This window comes from Nocardia sp. NPDC052254, assembly GCF_040679495.1.
Taxonomy (GTDB): domain Bacteria; phylum Actinomycetota; class Actinomycetes; order Mycobacteriales; family Mycobacteriaceae; genus Nocardia.
On the sequence record NZ_JBFAUW010000025.1, the window covers coordinates 45,273 to 62,092 of the forward strand.

Consider the following 16,820-nt stretch of genomic DNA (forward strand, 5'->3'; position numbering starts at 1 on the left):
CAGGCCATCATGACACTACGGCAGGATTACAGCGCGGTGCCGCCACGTCAATGCCACGCACGCGGCCGCAGCCGCCGCCAGCGGTTCGCGGTTCAGAACCCGCCGGACGTTCTCAGGTGTCCAGCCGATCCCTACAGTGCCCGCGTCCGACGGATAGATCTCGCCCTCGGAATTCTGCGATACCAAACCTTCGAACGCGGCATCGAAAACGTCAGAGTCGATGGCAACCGCGGTGAGGATCTCGCCGGCCGGCGCCAACGGATCTATCCCCATCCCGAAACACCACGCTCGGACCTTGCCAGCCGCACGCCCTTCAGTCAGCGTCCGGAAGGGCTCGATGTCGTAATCAACTGGCGTACCGCTGCTTCCATCGTGTTCAGGAGTATCGAGAAACTCCTCGGAGAACTCACGAATCATGTTCCGCCACAGGCTGAAATCTCGCGATATGTTCGCCTGACCGATCGCCGCGGGCTGAAATACGCCCGCGGGAATGATGTGCGTCAGCCCGGCGGCCAACGTCACCTGAGTCGACCCGCGACGATGGAGAAAGAACGTGTCCCCCTCGGGAGCACGCCGGATGGTCAGCGTGTTGATGCTCGGCAGGATCGGCCGGCGGGCGGGGTCGAACAAGTCGCCTATCCGGCTCCGGAACGGCAGGTCACCAAGCGTGAACCGTTCGGGTCCGCTTTGCAAAATCCACGCTGAGGCGGTCTCGTGCGCGATGACCTCGCAGACATCCACCATGTCGAAATACGTTGTCAGCCCGAATGCCATCCGGCCGCCAGCCTCGTCGAACGATGCGTCGAGCAATCGGTATGACGTCCGATTTTCGAACAAGGAGGGCCGGGCAATCGCCCTAATAGCCTGGCTATACCGGTTGTACCGCAAGCCGTTCGCCCGAAGCGGCCTGCAGTGTTCTGACTCCGGCTCGGTGCCGTCGAACATAGGCGGAGACGCGTCGCCGTCGAATTCGATTTGTATAGCGTCGAGATCGATCGGCACTGGTGCCATCCAATTCGCGCGGGTGATGCAGGTAGTACCTTCAATCGGCATCGCGTCCCAGTACAGCCGAGCAGCAGCGGCCGTCAGCTCGTGACGGTTTCGGTTCAGCGTCTGTCGCACAAGTCGCCAATCGGTGACGGCATCTGCGCGCTGGGCCTCGAAGGTATCTGGTAAGTCCGTGAGCCCGAAGGTCTCTGCGGGTAAGTCCATCGCGCGGGCGAAATGCCGGAGTTGCACAACGTCGCGGCAAATCCGGGCACCGCTGAGGTACTTCGAAACCAAGGTCCGATCAATGCCAAGTACGCGCGCCATCTCCTCATGCTTGCTCAACCCATGCGCCCGCATATACGCGCGGATCACATCGGGCAAACGGGAGTCGTGCACGGAATTCGGCATAGACCCTCCCCTCCCTGAAGTTCCATGGTGGCTATCCACCACTGTACTACCGAACTACTGAGCGCGTCCCCGATCTCGCCACCGCATCAAACCTCTCCCGGTGCCGGTCATCGTTCCTCGCTCGCAACTGCCGCCCGGCCGATCAACTCACTTCGACGACAACCCACCCCGTGCCGGTTCCCTCCCGTCCAGTCCCTCCTCGATCCAGTCAATACCTACTGTTTGGTTCTCAACTTCTATCCTGTTTGCCCCGCCGACTAGCCACACCTCCCCAACTGTCTGGCTGCCTGCCGCAAGGACACTAAATGCGCCCGCAGGGTGTGTTTAGTGTCCTTGCGGCAGGCAGCCAGACACCACGACGAAAACCGCTGGTCGGCGGGGCAAACAGGGGAGGACGCCAGACTACGGACAATTGTCCGCCCCCTGCTGTCCGTACGTTCTCGGATGCATGGCTCTATGACCGCTTACTCCGTCAGGCTGGATTCATCTCTAGAGCCTGACGATGCCGCCGGTTCGGCGTCGGCCGGGACGAGGGCGGTCGCTCGCATCAGGTACGGGTAGCGGCCAGGCGCATGAGCGACCGCCACGACGAGAACGTCCTCGTCGTCGAGGATTGCGATCACCTGAAATATGGATACACCGCCCGGGCGGATACGCACGAGGTCACCCACGGAGAACCTGCCGAACGGCCCATCGACCGTTTGTTCGACTGACGCGTACGCGGCAATCAACGCCGCGGCCCGCTGATCACGGAGACGGTCGCGGCGCGCAAGCTGTGGCCGACCGAACGCTCGCGCCAGCAGATTCCGCAGCCGAGCCTGGTTCCATCGCTCAGCGATACCGGGATATAGCGGGGTTGTGGTCACACCCACAACGACGCGGCCGCGGCGAAGAAGGTTTCATTGAAACAACAGCCGCACTCCGTTTAGCGGTGTGCTCGAATCTCGAACCCCCTGATCGATCAATTCAGACCTATGCGGTTGTCCGCGAACATCGGTCGCCCTGCGCCGTCTGAGCGCTGCCCCTCCAGAAGCCCACCATCGGATGAGGACCTGACGACGCTGGCAGACCCCGGTATGGGACCAAGCGGACTTCCCCAGGACCGCCTACTGCCTACTGCCTGCGGGCTCTGGCGCGTCGCCGTCGTCATGTCTTGCACGCTGCGGTGTAGTCCGGCTTGTCGGTGGCGCGGTGTACATTTCGGCGCATGTCACCGTTGGGGGAATTGCTAAGCGAAGTGCTCGCCTTGCAGAACGACTGGACTGCCATCGCCAGCACCGCACCGATGCAGCGACGAAAAAATCTGGTAGAGAGGGATATCCCAGGCTGGATGCAGACCCAGCTGTCTGGGGCGTTCTCGCAATGGGAGACAGAAGGAAGCAACGGGAAGGGGGGCGCCGCGGAGGTGCCTTGGAGCCGATGCTTCGACCGGAAGCTGAGCCCGCGAGCCGGGACCGGTTGGTATCTGGTCTACTTGTTCAGCGCAACCGGTGATGCGGTGTACCTGTCGTTAAATCAAGGCACGACGACGTGGGATGTTGATCGGAAGGACTTTACCTTTCGACCGGCTTCCCAGCTCAAACAGCGTGTTGCATGGGCGCGTAAGTCGCTCAGCAACGCTGGCATGATTCCCGCGGAGGCATTTCAGCCCATCGATCTGAGCGCTCGCCAGCGGCTCGGTCGAGTCTACGAGGTGGGCAACGTCCACGGCATTCGGTACGCGGTGGATGCTATGCCGACGGAATCACAGCTCCGAGACGATTTCGTGGCAATGACCCAATTGCTCGCAACGCTGTACGACGCCAATGCTGTATATCTGCCAGGCGACGAGCCTCCTGAGATCGCGGATGTCGAGTTGGCGACCGAGGAAGCCTCCGGCAATACCCGACGCCGGCAGAAGACCGGGCAGGGGTTCAGGTTGAGCTACGCAGAGAACAAGGCGATCGAGATGAGGGCCGTTGAGGTTGCGACCGAGTACTTTGTGAAGGAACTCGGCTATGTGGTCACCTACACCGGCGACAAAAAACCGTACGACCTTCTCGCAGAGAAGGATAGCGAGTTGCTCACTGTGGAAGTAAAGGGCACAGTTTCCCCGGGCAGCCAGATCTTGTTGACGTTTGGCGAGGTCCAGCACCACCTAGAGGTCTACCCAGACAACGCGTTGGTAGTGGTGCATTCGATCGAGTTGGACCGCGAACAGTCGCCGCCGATCGCTACCGGCGGTGTGCGTGAAGTAACCCGGCCGTGGAAGGTGGATGAGCAGGCGCTCCGGCCGATTTCCTACAAGTACACGATCCCCACAGCGTGAGCCTACGACGCGTCTACGTGCATGACTGCGGCTAGGAGGGCGCGGAAGCCACTTTCCAGCTCTTCCATCCCAACGGTTTGTAGTAGACACTCGCAACTTGAAGAGGCAACATTGTCTGCTATAGAGGGCTCTGGTTCTTCAAGCAACCTTGCTGGGTGTGGCTACGTGCGGGTGTTGGGGGGTGGAGCGTGACGGATGAGACATGGGAGTCGCAGGTGGGTATCGGTACTGAAAAGTCAGCCGAAAGAATTCCGAGGTATTTTTCCGAATACTTCGAAGTTGATCCAGAATTGCTGCAGCAGTACGGCACAATCGACATAAGCGTTATCACCGACCTCCCGCTATTTGTAGATCCATTCTTGCTCTTCGTCAGTGAAAACCCAAAATATGAGAAGCTTCATGACGGGATACTGAAATATCTTGACTTTCTTAAATCTCATGCGGCTACCGATCTCGACCCCGGCTTAATCGACAGCTGGTATCGTTTTCCTGAGGTTAGGCAGAATTGGCTGGGGTTTACTCTACTTGGCAACAAAGGAAGCGGGCTCGGAAGAAAGTTTGCACTCGCTTTGCATAGCTCCTTGTCTAGCATCCTGGATGACTTCGGGCAGGAAATCGACACGGGCACACATCTTGAAAAACTCACCCTTCTGCAGGATGGCGTCGGAAAAGATTCCGTCAGCGATTTTACAACTAATCTAATCAAAGAATATTTGTGCGAATATACTCAAGAATTCGCTCAACGCTACCTTGAATCTCGACACTGCAAGCAGTTCATTGTCCCGAAGGTGCGGTTCGACTATAAGACTGAAACATGGGTTCGAGGAGATTTCTGCCTCCCGAACCTTGATGGAGATTTTGTCCTCCTAACCCCGGCTGATCTGTTGACTCGCCACGAAACGTGGATCAACCACAAAGACATGATGAAGAAGTTTGACTTCCTACCTCATTCTCTTCCAAACAACGAGCTCAGGGCGCAGGTAAATAACTACTTCAGAAACCAGCTGGGAAAGAAGCCGACAGCGAAAGAGAGGGCTGATGCAGCCGTAAAGACTATCAGCGCTTTCCCCGTATTGATGGATCAGTATATTCAGACACGCGAAGAAGGCAGTGAAGAGGCAGTGAGGGAAAGCCTCGACAAGGTGGAAGACGCCAAGGTCGTACTAATTGACCAACCCAAGCTTGCTGTCGCTGACATCGCTCGCAGGTCGAAACTCTACGAACTTCCATATGACACGTACGATGAGGCCATTGCCCGAGTTAAGGAGTTCAAACATTACATTGAACACAACGATGGATATCGGCTGATCAATCGCCGAGGAGAACGATTTTCACAGGAGTCCGAGGTTCAGGTATATTTCGGTTTGTTATGGACAAACTCTCGCTTCGATGTGAACCGCGAGGTAAACAATGGACGAGGGCCGGTAGACTACAAGATCAGCTATGGTGCTGGAGATAAGTCGCTTATCGAATTCAAACTCGGAAGCAATACCGGACTTAAAAGAAATTTACAAAACCAGGTAGCTATTTATATGCAAGCCAACAGGACCGATAAAGCTATAAAGGTGATAATCTGTTACACCGAGAAGGATCAGCGCCGCGTGGCCACAATTCTCGCTGAATTAGATTTGACTGATGACGAATCGATCGTCGTTATCGATGCTCGTATTGACAATAAGCAATCGGCCTCCACAGTCTAGCCAAACTCGAATAACGGTCGCACAAACTCGTGATCATGGCCAGATGCATTGCGAGATGGCGACAGGGGCGGGCGGCGCTCACCGAGCGGTCGGAAGTAGCAGCACCGTTTCACGACGGACCGCAGCTCCCGCCGCATCGCCGGCAGGCGCCGGTTGGTTATCGACAGGGCGATCATCGCCTCAAACTTGCCGACTAGGGATTCCGCAGCGGCGTTGGGCAAGAGCAAGCTGAGTACAGCCAGAGCCCACACCGCCCAGCTGAACGTGATCAGAATTCGTCCCGCTCACGCTACGATTTTCACTATGCCGAGACTGCATCAGCTGCCCGCCACACCGAAGCATCGCGTAGACAGAATCGCCGCTGAGCTCGGAGCCCCACATGATGATGCCTGGTATTCAAATTTCGAATCTGCAGATGACTCCATCCAGTACTGTCGCAACGCGGTTAAAGATCGCATCGAAACCCATCAACTGCCCGCGGACAGGCTGCAATGGATGAGATCGATAGACAATGAGCTGACACAGATATACACATTGTTTGAGCAAACTATCGCTGGCGAATATGAAACTTACGGGATCAAGCAATACGAAAAGTTCAAAATCCCACTCCTGTTCGGTCTTGCATCTGAAGATTTTGTCGCCCTCAACGTCCTGCTTGACAACATTCGCAGCAGTTCTACTGAAGAAATTGCCGATATTTCTGAACTGATGAGGTTCAGGATATGGAGACAGGACGCGTATCGCACGGTTCAGAAATCTCTTTACGGAGTCCGGGCAGTATTTCACATACTTCTCCATCATGACGACACGATTGACGCGATCCTGGATGCGCCGCTCGATCGCAGAGTGTCCGCGCGAATAAGAAGAATTGATGAAATCGCATCTAACGCTGAGCAGGCGTTGGAGAACATCCGCGAAGTGTCAAACGAGGTATCAACCACAAGTTTGGCAGGCGCTTTTGAAGCATACGCTCATGATGAAACCCGGCAAACAACATTTTGGTCAGCTGCAGCGATATTGTTTCTTCTGTGCACAATCTGCGTGACCGCCGCAGCGGTCTGGCCATCAAGCGGAAGCGGGTCGGCACTACAGGTCGAGCTTGTCAAGCTTTCTATATCACTTCCATTAATTGCGATTTCAGCCTACTGCGCGCGCATTTCCAACCATCATCGAGCAAACGCCAGACATGCTAGCTTGCTCGCTGTTCAGCTCAAAACTGTGCGCTCTTATTGTGATGTGCTGCAGGCCGATGCAGCCGCCGAGATACAGTTGGCTCTCGGAAGGAGAATCTTCGCAAAGCCGGACTTCGGAATTCATCCGTCGCAATCCGAAGACGCGGTGAATGTGCTACCTAGTGACGTGACCCATCTCCTGGAGAAGGCAATCGAAGCGCTGAGCAAGAAGAATAGTGCCTAGTTTCGAGTGGTGAGATTGCGCGCCGGGCCAGCGCCGCGAATCCGATGCCGTCGGCGCCCGCCACGGCTGCGCCCGTAATCGGCTCCCCATCGAACATCTGCTCGTCGCGTGGGATAGATGCTGAGGATGCCTTCTTCTCGCCCCGCCGTCTCTCGTCATCGAAACCTGTGTACAACGCGACACAAGCGAGCCTTAGCGGGTGGTCGAGACTTGGGGCCAACTTGGGGCCACACGTCATGCGCCCGGCTGAACTAACACCACTTTCTGCACGTAACGCTCCACCACGTCCCGTGTGTGACGTGCGCAAACGCTTCCCGAGTGGAGCTGGGGGTCAAGTGGTCGCAGGTTCAAATCCTGTCAGCCCGACAGACGAAATCCCCTCCGACCCCGGTCGGAGGGGATTTTTGTTTCAACCCACCCCCTGGAGAGCGGGACCAAAACGGCGCCTGACCGGGACGACTGGTTGAATGATCCGCCCTGTACCGCGACTTGGCGCACTCGCCCGAACTGGCTCTACGGATTGTTCTCCGGTTCAGGTTTCGTGGCCCACCTGGCGAAGCTCATCCGCGGATCGACGGTCTCGACATCGGCGATCATCATTACGGCATGCAGCGTGAGAACGTCGAGGTGTTGTGTAGACGGGGTGAGCAAGGCGTCCGCTCCGCTCCCCCGCACCTGGTCAACCAGCGGTATTCGGCTGGTCTCCGGTGACCACACCAGCAAATAGCCGAGCCGACGGGCCAGTCGTCGGACCTGAGCCATCTCCCAATCCAGAGCTACAGATTCTGGGTGTACCCAGCCGACTGCAATCGGCACGCCGGCCCTCATCGGCGGCGGTCCTTGCGGCGCTCACCGCGTAACGGGGTGCGTACCAACACCAGCGTCAGTACAAGCAATCCCACAGTCAGCAGGACCAGAATCAAATCACAGCCGTTCATCGCATCGAACCCCCTTCGCCGACAGTTGGAAGGTCCCTGCACTGAGATTCGAAACAGGCAGCGCCGGAACCGCATTCAGCCTCTCGCCTCAGACGCCTGCGAAGTGCCACAGAAAGTGGCACTGTGGTGGCATGGACGATATGGGGGTCGGTGAGCACGTCGCCAGGGCGCGCAAACTTGCACGTCTTACCCAAGTCCAGCTGGCACACAAAGCGAACATTTCGTTGTCGCTGCTTCGGAAGGTCGAGCAAGGCGACCGCGCCGCATCCCCTGCGTTCATCGCCTCCTCGGCGCGGGTACTCGGGGTCGGAGTCGGTGACCTGACCGGACAGCCCTACCCATCTCCTCGTACCGACGCCGGTGCACATGCCACAATTCCGGCGCTACGACGATCAATCATCGCGTTCGACGACGAACCACTCTCGAAGCCAATGACATTCGAGGATCTGACCGTCGCCCTCGACCGGGTTCGAGAAGGAATGCGCCGCGCCCGATATGCAGATCTGACCGCCGAGCTTCCCGACGTGATCCGCGGGTTGCATCTGCTCGCCGAATCCGAAAACGCCGGCCGGCACCTGGAACAGATCTACGCGACCCTGGCCTATGCCTATTCCAAGGCAATGCTTTTCGCTTACCAGTACGGCTATCTCGATCTGGCGGGATTGGCGGCGGAGCGCTGCAGTTGGGCTGCATCGCACAGCGGTGACCCCATATGGCCAATCGCGGCCGAATACAACCGCGCGCTCATCCTGCTGTACTCCGGCGCCTACGCCGGAGGCCTGAAAACGATCGAACGCGCCCACGCCGCCAGCGAGGATTTGGAGACCACACCAGACCTCTTGGCCGTTCGCGGCGCTCTACATCTACGAGGGGCGATCCTGGCTGCGCGCGCGGCTGACAGCAGTGCGGCAAACTCTCATCTTCTCGAGGCGCAGCAGATCGCCGACGGGATCGGATCGACTCGATTCAGTCACTACGGCACCGGATTTCGACCGTCCAACGTCGATATTCACTCCGTCGCGGTTCCGGTCGAACTATCCGACGGAACCACAGCGGTATCACGGGCCGCCGGCATCCACCTGCCGACATCTGTCGCACCGTCTCGCGCCGGTCACCATTTCATCGACCTCTCCCGGGCCTGGTTGCTACACGGCGATAAACAACAGGCATTGCTCACCCTTCAGCAAGCTCGCATGGTCGCACCGGAGCTGACCCGCAATCACCCACAAGTCCACGAAACCATCCGAGTCCTCGCACACACCCGTCGCAGCACCGACAATCTCGCCCAGATCGCAAAGTGGGCCGACGTCAAAATCTGAGGACATCGAGAAGACCCGGCCTCTGGCCCAACCAGGCCGCCGGTCACCACGGCCTCTTCAGTCACGGCGTGAGAACGCTATCCCACCAACAAGTTTCAGAATGAAACGCTTCGACAGCACTCAACTTCCCGACTTCACAGCACACTCAGCACCTCTCGAATAACGTGCACGCCACCGTCGGTCTATCGACCGGGTGTCGTCGCCATCACGCCGTTACACCCACGCATCGCGATCATTGCCGAATTCAGCCATACAGGATCAAGGGCGGCGCTGGCGCGCCGCCGAGCGGCGCCGCGAAACCGCTCGCTGAAAGGACGCCGCTCGCGGCGCGTCGGGCGCGTCGGCGCCGCTCTGGCGACGTGGCAGAACGCCGACTGTTCCTGTCTGGCCACTTTCATCAACGAGGGCAGTGCAGGGCACGACGCCTGCCGTCCCCGCCTGACCTCCCGCAGACTGGACCAAATCAGCCGGCGTCGATCCCGGTCAACTGGCCGTCGTCACCTATCAAGACAGGGGATCAATCAATCGATGAATTCAGCGCTCGGCACCCACATCACGGGTGTTCCAACCGCCTCAGCTCACCCAACAAAAGGTCAGACAGTGCGAGAAACTCGTATGCCTGTCTTGAGGTGATGCCGCCGACATGCACTGCGATGTCTCGTAGCTTCTGCATCGCCTGAAACGTCTCTCCAAACCACTCCGGGAGGGCGTTCGTATCCAGAGCAACCTTCACGATCTGCCGCGGTGTAATGGAGCGGCCACTGCCGTCGGACATGCCCCATTCCCGCCCCACACGACGAAGCTGCATCTCGAGCTGTCGCCAAGCGCTCACGACAGCTTCGTCCGGCATCGTGTTCGCCAGGTCTCGCAGCATCAATGTCAGCGGTTCGACGGGAATCGAGCGCCGGAGATCCACCTCCGCGTTAGTCTCCGCTGGCGGCTCCTCCGGACTCGTCTCCGTAGGGATCTCGCGCATTCGGGCATCCTCGATCGCCTCAACCGCTTTCCCGACCGCCTGGTCCCACTCAACCTCGACCGGACCGGCTTTCAGTCTCTTGGGGAGTGTCTTGACCCAGGTCTTCAGATCACCGCGGAACAGCAGAAGTGCGAACACAGCCGCAACCGGCCAGAACGCCGAGGATACGAACGAAAGCCAATCCACCGCAGTAATTTACACCGCGCGTTCGTCCTGTGTCTTAGCTTCCTCATGGACCAATCGTCTCGCTCCCGACGAACGCGTCAAGGACCACCTGTCGGTGTCCGCTACGCGGTGCCTACGGCATCCTTGACACGCCCGTCTTCCGCTGAGGGCGGCACGTAGGAGGAAGGCGGAGGGAGTAGTCAGGGGTGGATAGACGATCTATCCATGGCACAAACCCCTAAGAATCTTCGGTACGCTCGTTCAACTGCAGTACAGCCTCCATCGCCGAGACACAAAGCTCTTCGTGAGTAACGTCTTTCCGAACCCAGTACCAATCGACGCGCCCGTCATCGGCAGGGTTGCCCCGCTCGTCGACCTTGTGTACCTCAAGAACCGTTCCATAGAACTGAACCATCAGGATTTCGCCGTCAGGAGATTCCGGCCCGGCCTGCCGGACGCACGTGATGCGATCCCCAACTCGGATATCAGCCATCCGACGAGAGTACGCAGGGTCATGACCAGTGCAGGTCGCCTCGCCGGAAGCGCACTGCCATCGGGTATTCCGGCCTGGATCGATATTACGAGCGTGTCACAAGTGTCACGAAAACGGCCAGACACCCGCAGATCTCCCGATCAGATGGCGAGCCGAATCGCCACGTCACAGACCACATCTGTACGGGTCGAAGCTGCCTCCGGAGCAGAAGGCAGCGAGACGAATGTGACCAGCCGATACCGAGCGGCATTGGACGGCAATACTTTCCAGCTCAACGTCATTCGCTGGTCCGGTCCGATATCCAGAATCAACGTTCGGGACGAAGAGGTGGCTCCCGACTGCCATCTCAGTGATCGGACAGTCCCTTGAACGCCTCATTCATCAGTAGGAGGTCTGCTCCTTCAGCCGCTTCTCCTCCTCTGGATCGGTCTCATCCTGGTTCACAGCGACTACAACAACCTTCCCGTCCTTGCGGAGGGCCGAGCCGCGCTGGTGAGTGATTATCTTGACTCCCAGCGCTCGTCCAGCACGACGCCTGGCCGATCGAGCCTCTGCGATCTCTTCGATGTCGGATGGATCGAAATGCATCACCCACTGCCGATCTATTTCAATGGATCGCATGGTCTCCAGCGTCAGCTCATCCTCCGATTATGTTTCGGTCAGCAACTCGACTCAGGGGGTGTGTCGTCGTGACGAACAGTTCGACCCGCAACCATCATCGCTGACTGCCCGTTCATACCCGTGACCGATGGCAACTCTGCCCTTGCCACGAAGTCACATCCTCTCGCAAAGTGCAGGTTTTCGTTGTGCGGCAGAATCCCCAACTGCCGCGACGACCGCATAACGCTGGCTGGGAATCCAGGGATTACCGCACTCAGCGGAAATGCGATGGAGACGACTTCTGCCGCAGTTCCGATGGCAGTCCCTGCCTCAGCTCTGCTGAGAAACGCGCCCTTGTGGGCTGCTTTATTACGCGGAGCACCGACTTCCTCGACCAAACGTTTGGGTAATTGCCCCGATGCCTTTCGCTTTTTGTGGAGTTGCTTGAGCTTAGAAAGTCCATGATGTGCACCGAACTCTTGTTTACGTTCCACTTGGCTCGTCCCATCGTCGTCGAACTTTCGGTCGATGAGCGCAGTCACAGCCAGTTCCGCTGCTGTGCAAGCATCTATCACCGCACGTCGGTACTCGCCAGCGTTAAACAGGGAGCGCGCGTCCCTCATGAACAGCCATTCGGCCTCAGGCTGCGTTCCATGGGCCGCCAAATCCAACGCGGCTTGCAGTTGGTGCGCATCGAGCACTTCGACTTGATGGATTCCACCTGTGAAGACCTGGTAGCTGATACCCGCCTTGCGAATACCGGCTGAATCGCCGCTCCACATCTGTACTGAGTCGGTGAGAATGCTCCGTTGAGCGCGCTTGAGACTGGCAAAGTCCTGCAACGTGAGAATGTCGAGCCAGTCACAGACGGACTTCCACCAGACCGCCAACTCATCGCCGAACTGCTGCGCAGCCGCCTTGAACTCAACATCATCATTCGCTGCAACCTCGGAGTGGACAACACACCGCTGGATATGAGCATAGGTGGGCGCGTCCGCGGCAGCGCCAGCAACAGAACCCCACTCGTCATCCGTCCAGCAAGCGTCTCGATCGTCACCCTCAAGGACGTATATCCACGGCGCACGTCGCAGCCCGTTCCCCCCTGTGCCATCAGTTCGCGCCGGCAACGTGAGAGACAACCCATGGTTCGCTGTTCGCGATCGGAACGTCTGCCCCAGACAGTCGGGCGTCACCAAGAAGCCACTACCACAGGCAAAGCTGCCCTCCAATGGCCATGCGACAGTTGTTCCTACGCTTTCATCAACCACGAGCCGGTCCGCCCCTTCGAGTTCGCATCTTTGCCGTCTGTCGCATATATACCCTATTTCCACACACTGACAGCAGGACCGGAACGGGCCACACTATGCGTGCGCCACCTGATGGAGCCGACAACGGCACCCCCGTTCATATTCCATGCTGCTGACGGGACTCCGTCATCATCAATACATGCGCGGATTCAGTTGCCGAATAACCATTTCCGGTTAGGTTCTACTGACTGGCCTCCTCGGGAGGCGCTCACCTCCTCATATGGCCAGTATGAGGAAGCAAGAGCGGAGTAGGCGGTGAGCACGAACCCTCATGCGCCGGTATTGAAACGCGAGTTGAAGACGCCTTGAGTCAGCGCGATGTCGTGGACTCGCCGCCCGCCGGTCTGGTCCTCGCCGTAGAGCATCATCCTGAGACCCGGTGACCAAGGTACGTCCATGCCCATTAGCGAAAGGCCACGGCGTACCTCTGCATTTAACGCTTCGTTGGCTTGTTCATCGAGAAGGGTCTCGTTCGCGAGTAACAGCACGACGTGGTTGTTCGCCATCGCGAAGCCGTCTACGAGGTGCAGCCCCATCTCACCGAGCCCGACGAACCCCATGTCAGGTCGTGCAATGACGACGTGCATCCCGATCTGATGGCCTCGGGATGGGATCGGAAGCCAGTCAACACCGGCACCGCCGTCGTGATCCGGTATGTCGACAACGTCCTCGTGGCGGACAATAATCGAGAACCCCTTAGTCCATCCGGTCGCCGTGATCTCGTCCGGACGCTCCCAGCGGTCGAGAATCCGCTCCGCAGTGCCGGCAAAGTCCTGCGCGGCCGAGTGCGTACACCACTGGTATCTCCAGTCCCCGGATTCATGGAGACTCCACTTCTGGATTTGCATTGTGTTTCGCGCAGCAATGTAAACATCGTGCTTGCCGTTGGACGACCAGATCCGCCAAATCCCGGACTGCCGCCCCGGTGACCCCACACCGACACGAATCGGATGCTTCTTGGAGGTCCGGCGTAGCTCGACGGTTACGTTGTTCTCGTCGTCGCCGATCGTGAGGTACACGGGCGACGGCTCCTGCGATGCGGTCATATTCACCTCCTGGGACTTGCAGGGTCTACGAGCAGCGATCAGGGCGCAGTATGCCAGTCGAGACCGACACATTCCGACGAACGGAACCGCGGCACTTGCGCAGAAACTGTCACACCGACATACGTCGGCAGTACCACCAACATCGACCAACACCACCAACGCCGCAATCCGGGTGCTTTCCCAGGTCGACCGCCACCGATGTCGTGACCTGAAAAGAGCCAGAACAGCAATCAAAACCGTAGTGTCGTTGCCTCCGCCGATAGGTATCCCAGCGGGACCAGAACGGGACCATACGCTGTGAACGATGCGAAACAACCTGCTGGTCACTGCGAACCAGCAAACAACTGAAAATGCTTGCCTACCTGCCCTTTTGGCCACCCAGCCGACCTGGGAGTCAAGTGGTCGCAGGTTCAAATCCTGTCAGCCCGACAGATGGAAAATCCCCTCTGACCCCGGTCGGAGGGGATTTTTGTTTTCTACGAATAGCCGCGGATTGTCGTGAAGTCGATACGCCTGTCGACAGCAGTCGGTCGGAGGGGTCTTCAACCGGCGACTGGGCATGAGACGGGGGGCACGGTCCGACGACAAAGTTCATCGATGAACGTGCGTCACCACCAGGACTCGGCTGAACAGACCGCCATCGAGGCTGCGACCACTGCGATCTGGAACGCTCTCGGCGCCCCGGAGTGACAGTTACTCACCGCTGCGACTGCAGGGCCTTCTCATATCATTATTGGAACACGTTACATTCTGCTGAGGTGCGCGTCTCGGAACTGCTTCCGCAGGTCCAAGGTTGAGACGCTGCGAGCAGCAGAAACATGTTCCACCACGCGGAAGAGGTCGAAATGATGTGGGACACCACCACCGATGTGCTGATCGTCGGATTCGGCGCGGCCGGTGCGTGCGCGGCGCTGGAGGCCAGAGCGGCCGGAGCGGACGTACTGGCCGTGGATCGATTCAACGGTGGCGGCGCCACGGAATTGTCCGGCGGCATCGTCTACGCCGGCGGAGGCACCCGTATCCAGCGGGAAGCCGGGATCGACGATTCCCCCGATGCCATGTACACCTACCTGGCCCGCGAGGTCGGCGATGCCGTGCGGCCGGAAACCCTGCGCAGTTTCGTCGATTCGAGTCCCGAGATGATCGACTGGCTGATGGACCATGGTGTGCCGTTCGAGGCGTCGGTGTGCCCGTACAAGACCTCGTACCCCGACAACCGGTACTACCTGTACTACTCCGGAAGCGAATGCTCCGGAGAGTTCCGCGCCCTCACACCACCGGTGCAGCGTGGACACCGTGCGAAGGGACGCGGAGCATCGGGGAAGATGATCTATCAGCCCCTCGCCCGGGCCGCACTCGACGCGGGCGTGCGGTTCCAGCGGCATACCAGGGTTCTGGCACTCGAAAGCGACACCGACGGCCGGATCATCGGCGTACGAGCCCGCAGCATGAGCAGCGCGCCGCTGGCGGTGCGCAAGAGATTCGCGGCGATGGCCGCAGTCGCCGCCAAGCCCGGCATCTACTATCCACCCCTGCGCCGACTGCTGGAGCACCGGCTCGACAGGCTCGAACGCCGTTACGCGCGTGAGGTGCGGATCCGGGCCCGTCGCGGTGTGATCCTCTGCGCGGGTGGTTATGTCGCCAACCAGCACCTGCTCGCCCGCCACGCCCCTGGATACACCGGAGGTCTGGCGCTGGGCACCACCGGTGACGACGGCTCGGCGATCGAACTCGCGGTCGCCGCGGGCGCGGTCGCCGACCGGATGGACAACGTGTCGGCATGGCGGTTCATCGCCCCGCCCAGCGCGTTCTACAGCGGGTTGCTGGTGAACGAAAAAGGCCACCGGTTCATCGACGAAACACGCTACGGCGCCGCGGTGGGCAACGCCCTGGTGCGTGGACAGGGCGGCAAGGGCTGGCTGCTCGTCGACGCCGAACTCATGCGCCGGGCGCGGGAACAACTGGCCGGTGAGGCCATCTGGTTCCAGCGTCTGCAGGCCGAATCATTGCTCCGCACATCGGCAATCCGCGCGGACACCCTCCACGACGTGGCCCGCCGCGCCGGGATCTGCCCGGACGGACTGACCGCGACGATCCAGGCGCACAACGAAGCCATCGCTCGCGACGAACCCGACCCCATGAACAAACCGCGGGAGTTCACCCGCCCCCTCGCGACAGGGCCGTTCACGCTGCTGGACGTCTCCGTCCGGCCGAAACTGACCAACCCCTGCCCCATGTTCACCCTCGGCGGCCTGATCGTCGACGAGACCACCGGCGCAGTGCAATCGGCGACTCACGAACCTATCCCCGGTCTGTACGCCGCCGGCCGCACCGCCATCGGCATCTGCTCCGAGTCCTACGTCAGCGGCCTGTCGATCGCGGACTGCGTCTACTCCGGCCGCCGCGCCGGCCGCGCCGTATCGAACCGCCTTGCAGAGATCGGAGACTGAGCTGCTCGAGCCGTCCCCCCAAGCACTGCCATTCACGCAGGATCCATTGCGCATCAACAGGTCCTGAATTTCGGGACCCGCTCGGGCATCCTGCGCGCACACCCACTTCAGATCATTTCGGGCGATTGTCGACCAGCCGCCGAGCCTTTCCGACCGACCGATCCATCGAGTCAGGACCGAGAACATCGACGACGACGCTGACGCCGATTCGTTGTTTGATCTGCTGTTTCAAAACCACTGCGGCAGAGGCTCGGTCATCGGACGAAGCATCGGCGCGGCACTCCACCCGGACTGTCAGCCGGTCGAGGCGCTCCGGCCGGTCGAGCACGCACTGGAATTGCGGCGACAACGCGGGCACCGAGAGGATGAGTTCCTCGATTTGCGAGGGAAACAGGTTGACCCCACGCAGGATGATCATGTCGTCGCTGCGGCCGGTGATCTTCTGCATCCGACGCATGGTGCGGGCGGTACCGGGAAGCAGGCGCGTGAGGTCCCGGGTGCGGTACCGGATGACCGGGAAGGCTTCCTTGGTGAGCGATGTGAAGACCAGTTCGCCCTCCGCGCCGTCGGGCAGGACCTCACCGGTCTCCGGGTCGATGATCTCCGGGTAGAAGTGGTCCTCCCAGATGTGCAGGCCGTCTTTGGTTTCCGCGCATTCCATCGCCACGCCCGGGCCCATGACCTCCGACAGGCCGTAGATGTCG

At 59.5% G+C, this 16,820-nt stretch carries 13 protein-coding genes and 1 pseudogene; 6 read left to right on the forward strand and 8 right to left on the reverse strand.

Annotation, left to right across the window (positions count from 1 at the left end):
• Positions 1-15: 15 nt before the first annotated feature.
• Complete coding sequence (locus AB0L57_RS32180) at positions 16-1,398, reverse strand: helix-turn-helix transcriptional regulator (RefSeq protein ID WP_364970424.1); 1,383 nt, start codon at positions 1,396-1,398, stop codon at positions 16-18.
• A 572-nt stretch (positions 1,399-1,970) separates the two neighbouring features.
• On the opposite strand from AB0L57_RS32180, the gene AB0L57_RS32185 reads away from it, so the two are divergent.
• The 4 genes from AB0L57_RS32185 to AB0L57_RS32200 all read left to right on the forward strand — a co-directional run bounded on the left by AB0L57_RS32185 (position 1,971) and on the right by AB0L57_RS32200 (position 6,822).
• Complete coding sequence (locus AB0L57_RS32185) at positions 1,971-2,111, forward strand: hypothetical protein (protein ID WP_364970427.1); 141 nt, start codon at positions 1,971-1,973, stop codon at positions 2,109-2,111.
• A gap of 494 nt (positions 2,112-2,605) precedes the next feature.
• Complete coding sequence (locus AB0L57_RS32190; protein WP_364970429.1) at positions 2,606-3,706, forward strand: DUF3578 domain-containing protein; 1,101 nt, start codon at positions 2,606-2,608, stop codon at positions 3,704-3,706.
• A 188-nt stretch (positions 3,707-3,894) separates the two neighbouring features.
• The gene (locus AB0L57_RS32195) at positions 3,895-5,406 is read left to right on the forward strand and encodes a hypothetical protein (protein ID WP_364970432.1); all 1,512 of its coding nucleotides are present in this window, start codon (positions 3,895-3,897) and stop codon (positions 5,404-5,406) included.
• A 303-nt stretch (positions 5,407-5,709) separates the two neighbouring features.
• Complete coding sequence (locus AB0L57_RS32200) at positions 5,710-6,822, forward strand: hypothetical protein (RefSeq protein ID WP_364970434.1); 1,113 nt, start codon at positions 5,710-5,712, stop codon at positions 6,820-6,822.
• Between the two features lie 513 nt (positions 6,823-7,335).
• On the opposite strand, the gene AB0L57_RS32205 is transcribed toward AB0L57_RS32200, so the two are convergent.
• Positions 7,336-7,584, reverse strand: a complete 249-nt coding sequence (locus AB0L57_RS32205; protein WP_364970437.1) for a hypothetical protein — start codon at positions 7,582-7,584, stop codon at positions 7,336-7,338.
• A gap of 307 nt (positions 7,585-7,891) precedes the next feature.
• On the opposite strand from AB0L57_RS32205, the gene AB0L57_RS32210 reads away from it, so the two are divergent.
• Positions 7,892-9,079 carry a helix-turn-helix transcriptional regulator gene (locus tag AB0L57_RS32210; protein ID WP_364970439.1) on the forward strand — a complete coding sequence of 396 codons (1,188 nt, stop codon included), beginning with the start codon at positions 7,892-7,894 and terminating at the stop codon, positions 9,077-9,079.
• 553 nt (positions 9,080-9,632) lie between these two features.
• On the opposite strand, the gene AB0L57_RS32215 is transcribed toward AB0L57_RS32210, so the two are convergent.
• From AB0L57_RS32215 to AB0L57_RS32235, 5 genes are all read right to left on the reverse strand, one after another.
• Entirely contained in the window at positions 9,633-10,241 is a 609-nt protein-coding gene (locus tag AB0L57_RS32215; protein WP_364970441.1) for a hypothetical protein, read from the reverse strand.
• Between the two features lie 217 nt (positions 10,242-10,458).
• On the reverse strand, positions 10,459-10,713 hold the full coding sequence (locus AB0L57_RS32220) for a hypothetical protein (protein WP_364970443.1): 255 nt from the start codon (positions 10,711-10,713) through the stop codon (positions 10,459-10,461).
• Between the two features lie 381 nt (positions 10,714-11,094).
• Positions 11,095-11,334 carry a hypothetical protein gene (locus AB0L57_RS32225; protein ID WP_364970446.1) on the reverse strand — a complete coding sequence of 80 codons (240 nt, stop codon included), beginning with the start codon at positions 11,332-11,334 and terminating at the stop codon, positions 11,095-11,097.
• A 38-nt stretch (positions 11,335-11,372) separates the two neighbouring features.
• On the reverse strand, positions 11,373-12,581 hold the full coding sequence (locus AB0L57_RS32230) for a hypothetical protein (protein ID WP_364970449.1): 1,209 nt from the start codon (positions 12,579-12,581) through the stop codon (positions 11,373-11,375).
• A gap of 308 nt (positions 12,582-12,889) precedes the next feature.
• On the reverse strand, positions 12,890-13,666 hold the full coding sequence (locus tag AB0L57_RS32235) for a hypothetical protein (RefSeq protein ID WP_364970451.1): 777 nt from the start codon (positions 13,664-13,666) through the stop codon (positions 12,890-12,892).
• Between the two features lie 818 nt (positions 13,667-14,484).
• Between AB0L57_RS32235 and AB0L57_RS32240 the strand changes: the two genes are divergently transcribed.
• A complete protein-coding gene (locus AB0L57_RS32240; RefSeq protein WP_364970453.1) occupies positions 14,485-16,116 on the forward strand; it encodes an FAD-binding protein in 1,632 nt (543 codons plus the stop codon).
• Positions 16,117-16,228: 112 nt separating this feature from the next.
• On the opposite strand, the pseudogene AB0L57_RS32245 reads toward AB0L57_RS32240, so the two are convergent.
• Positions 16,229-16,820 (reverse strand): annotated as a pseudogene (locus AB0L57_RS32245) (phenylacetate--CoA ligase); the annotation flags it as partial.

What these genes read in the sequence shown, in the direction of transcription:
- AB0L57_RS32180 (WP_364970424.1), bottom strand. Translation starts at nt 1,398, where the DNA reads ATGCCGAATTCCGTGCACGACTCCCGTTTGCCCGATGTGATCCGCGCG.
- AB0L57_RS32185 (WP_364970427.1), top strand. Translation starts at nt 1,971, where the DNA reads ATGAGCGACCGCCACGACGAGAACGTCCTCGTCGTCGAGGATTGCGAT.
- AB0L57_RS32190 (WP_364970429.1), top strand. Translation starts at nt 2,606, where the DNA reads ATGTCACCGTTGGGGGAATTGCTAAGCGAAGTGCTCGCCTTGCAGAAC.
- AB0L57_RS32200 (WP_364970434.1), top strand. Translation starts at nt 5,710, where the DNA reads ATGCCGAGACTGCATCAGCTGCCCGCCACACCGAAGCATCGCGTAGAC.
- AB0L57_RS32205 (WP_364970437.1), bottom strand. Translation starts at nt 7,584, where the DNA reads ATGGCTCAGGTCCGACGACTGGCCCGTCGGCTCGGCTATTTGCTGGTG.
- AB0L57_RS32210 (WP_364970439.1), top strand. Translation starts at nt 7,892, where the DNA reads ATGGACGATATGGGGGTCGGTGAGCACGTCGCCAGGGCGCGCAAACTT.
- AB0L57_RS32220 (WP_364970443.1), bottom strand. Translation starts at nt 10,713, where the DNA reads ATGGCTGATATCCGAGTTGGGGATCGCATCACGTGCGTCCGGCAGGCC.
- AB0L57_RS32225 (WP_364970446.1), bottom strand. Translation starts at nt 11,334, where the DNA reads ATGCGATCCATTGAAATAGATCGGCAGTGGGTGATGCATTTCGATCCA.
- AB0L57_RS32235 (WP_364970451.1), bottom strand. Translation starts at nt 13,666, where the DNA reads ATGACCGCATCGCAGGAGCCGTCGCCCGTGTACCTCACGATCGGCGAC.
- AB0L57_RS32240 (WP_364970453.1), top strand. Translation starts at nt 14,485, where the DNA reads ATGTTCCACCACGCGGAAGAGGTCGAAATGATGTGGGACACCACCACC.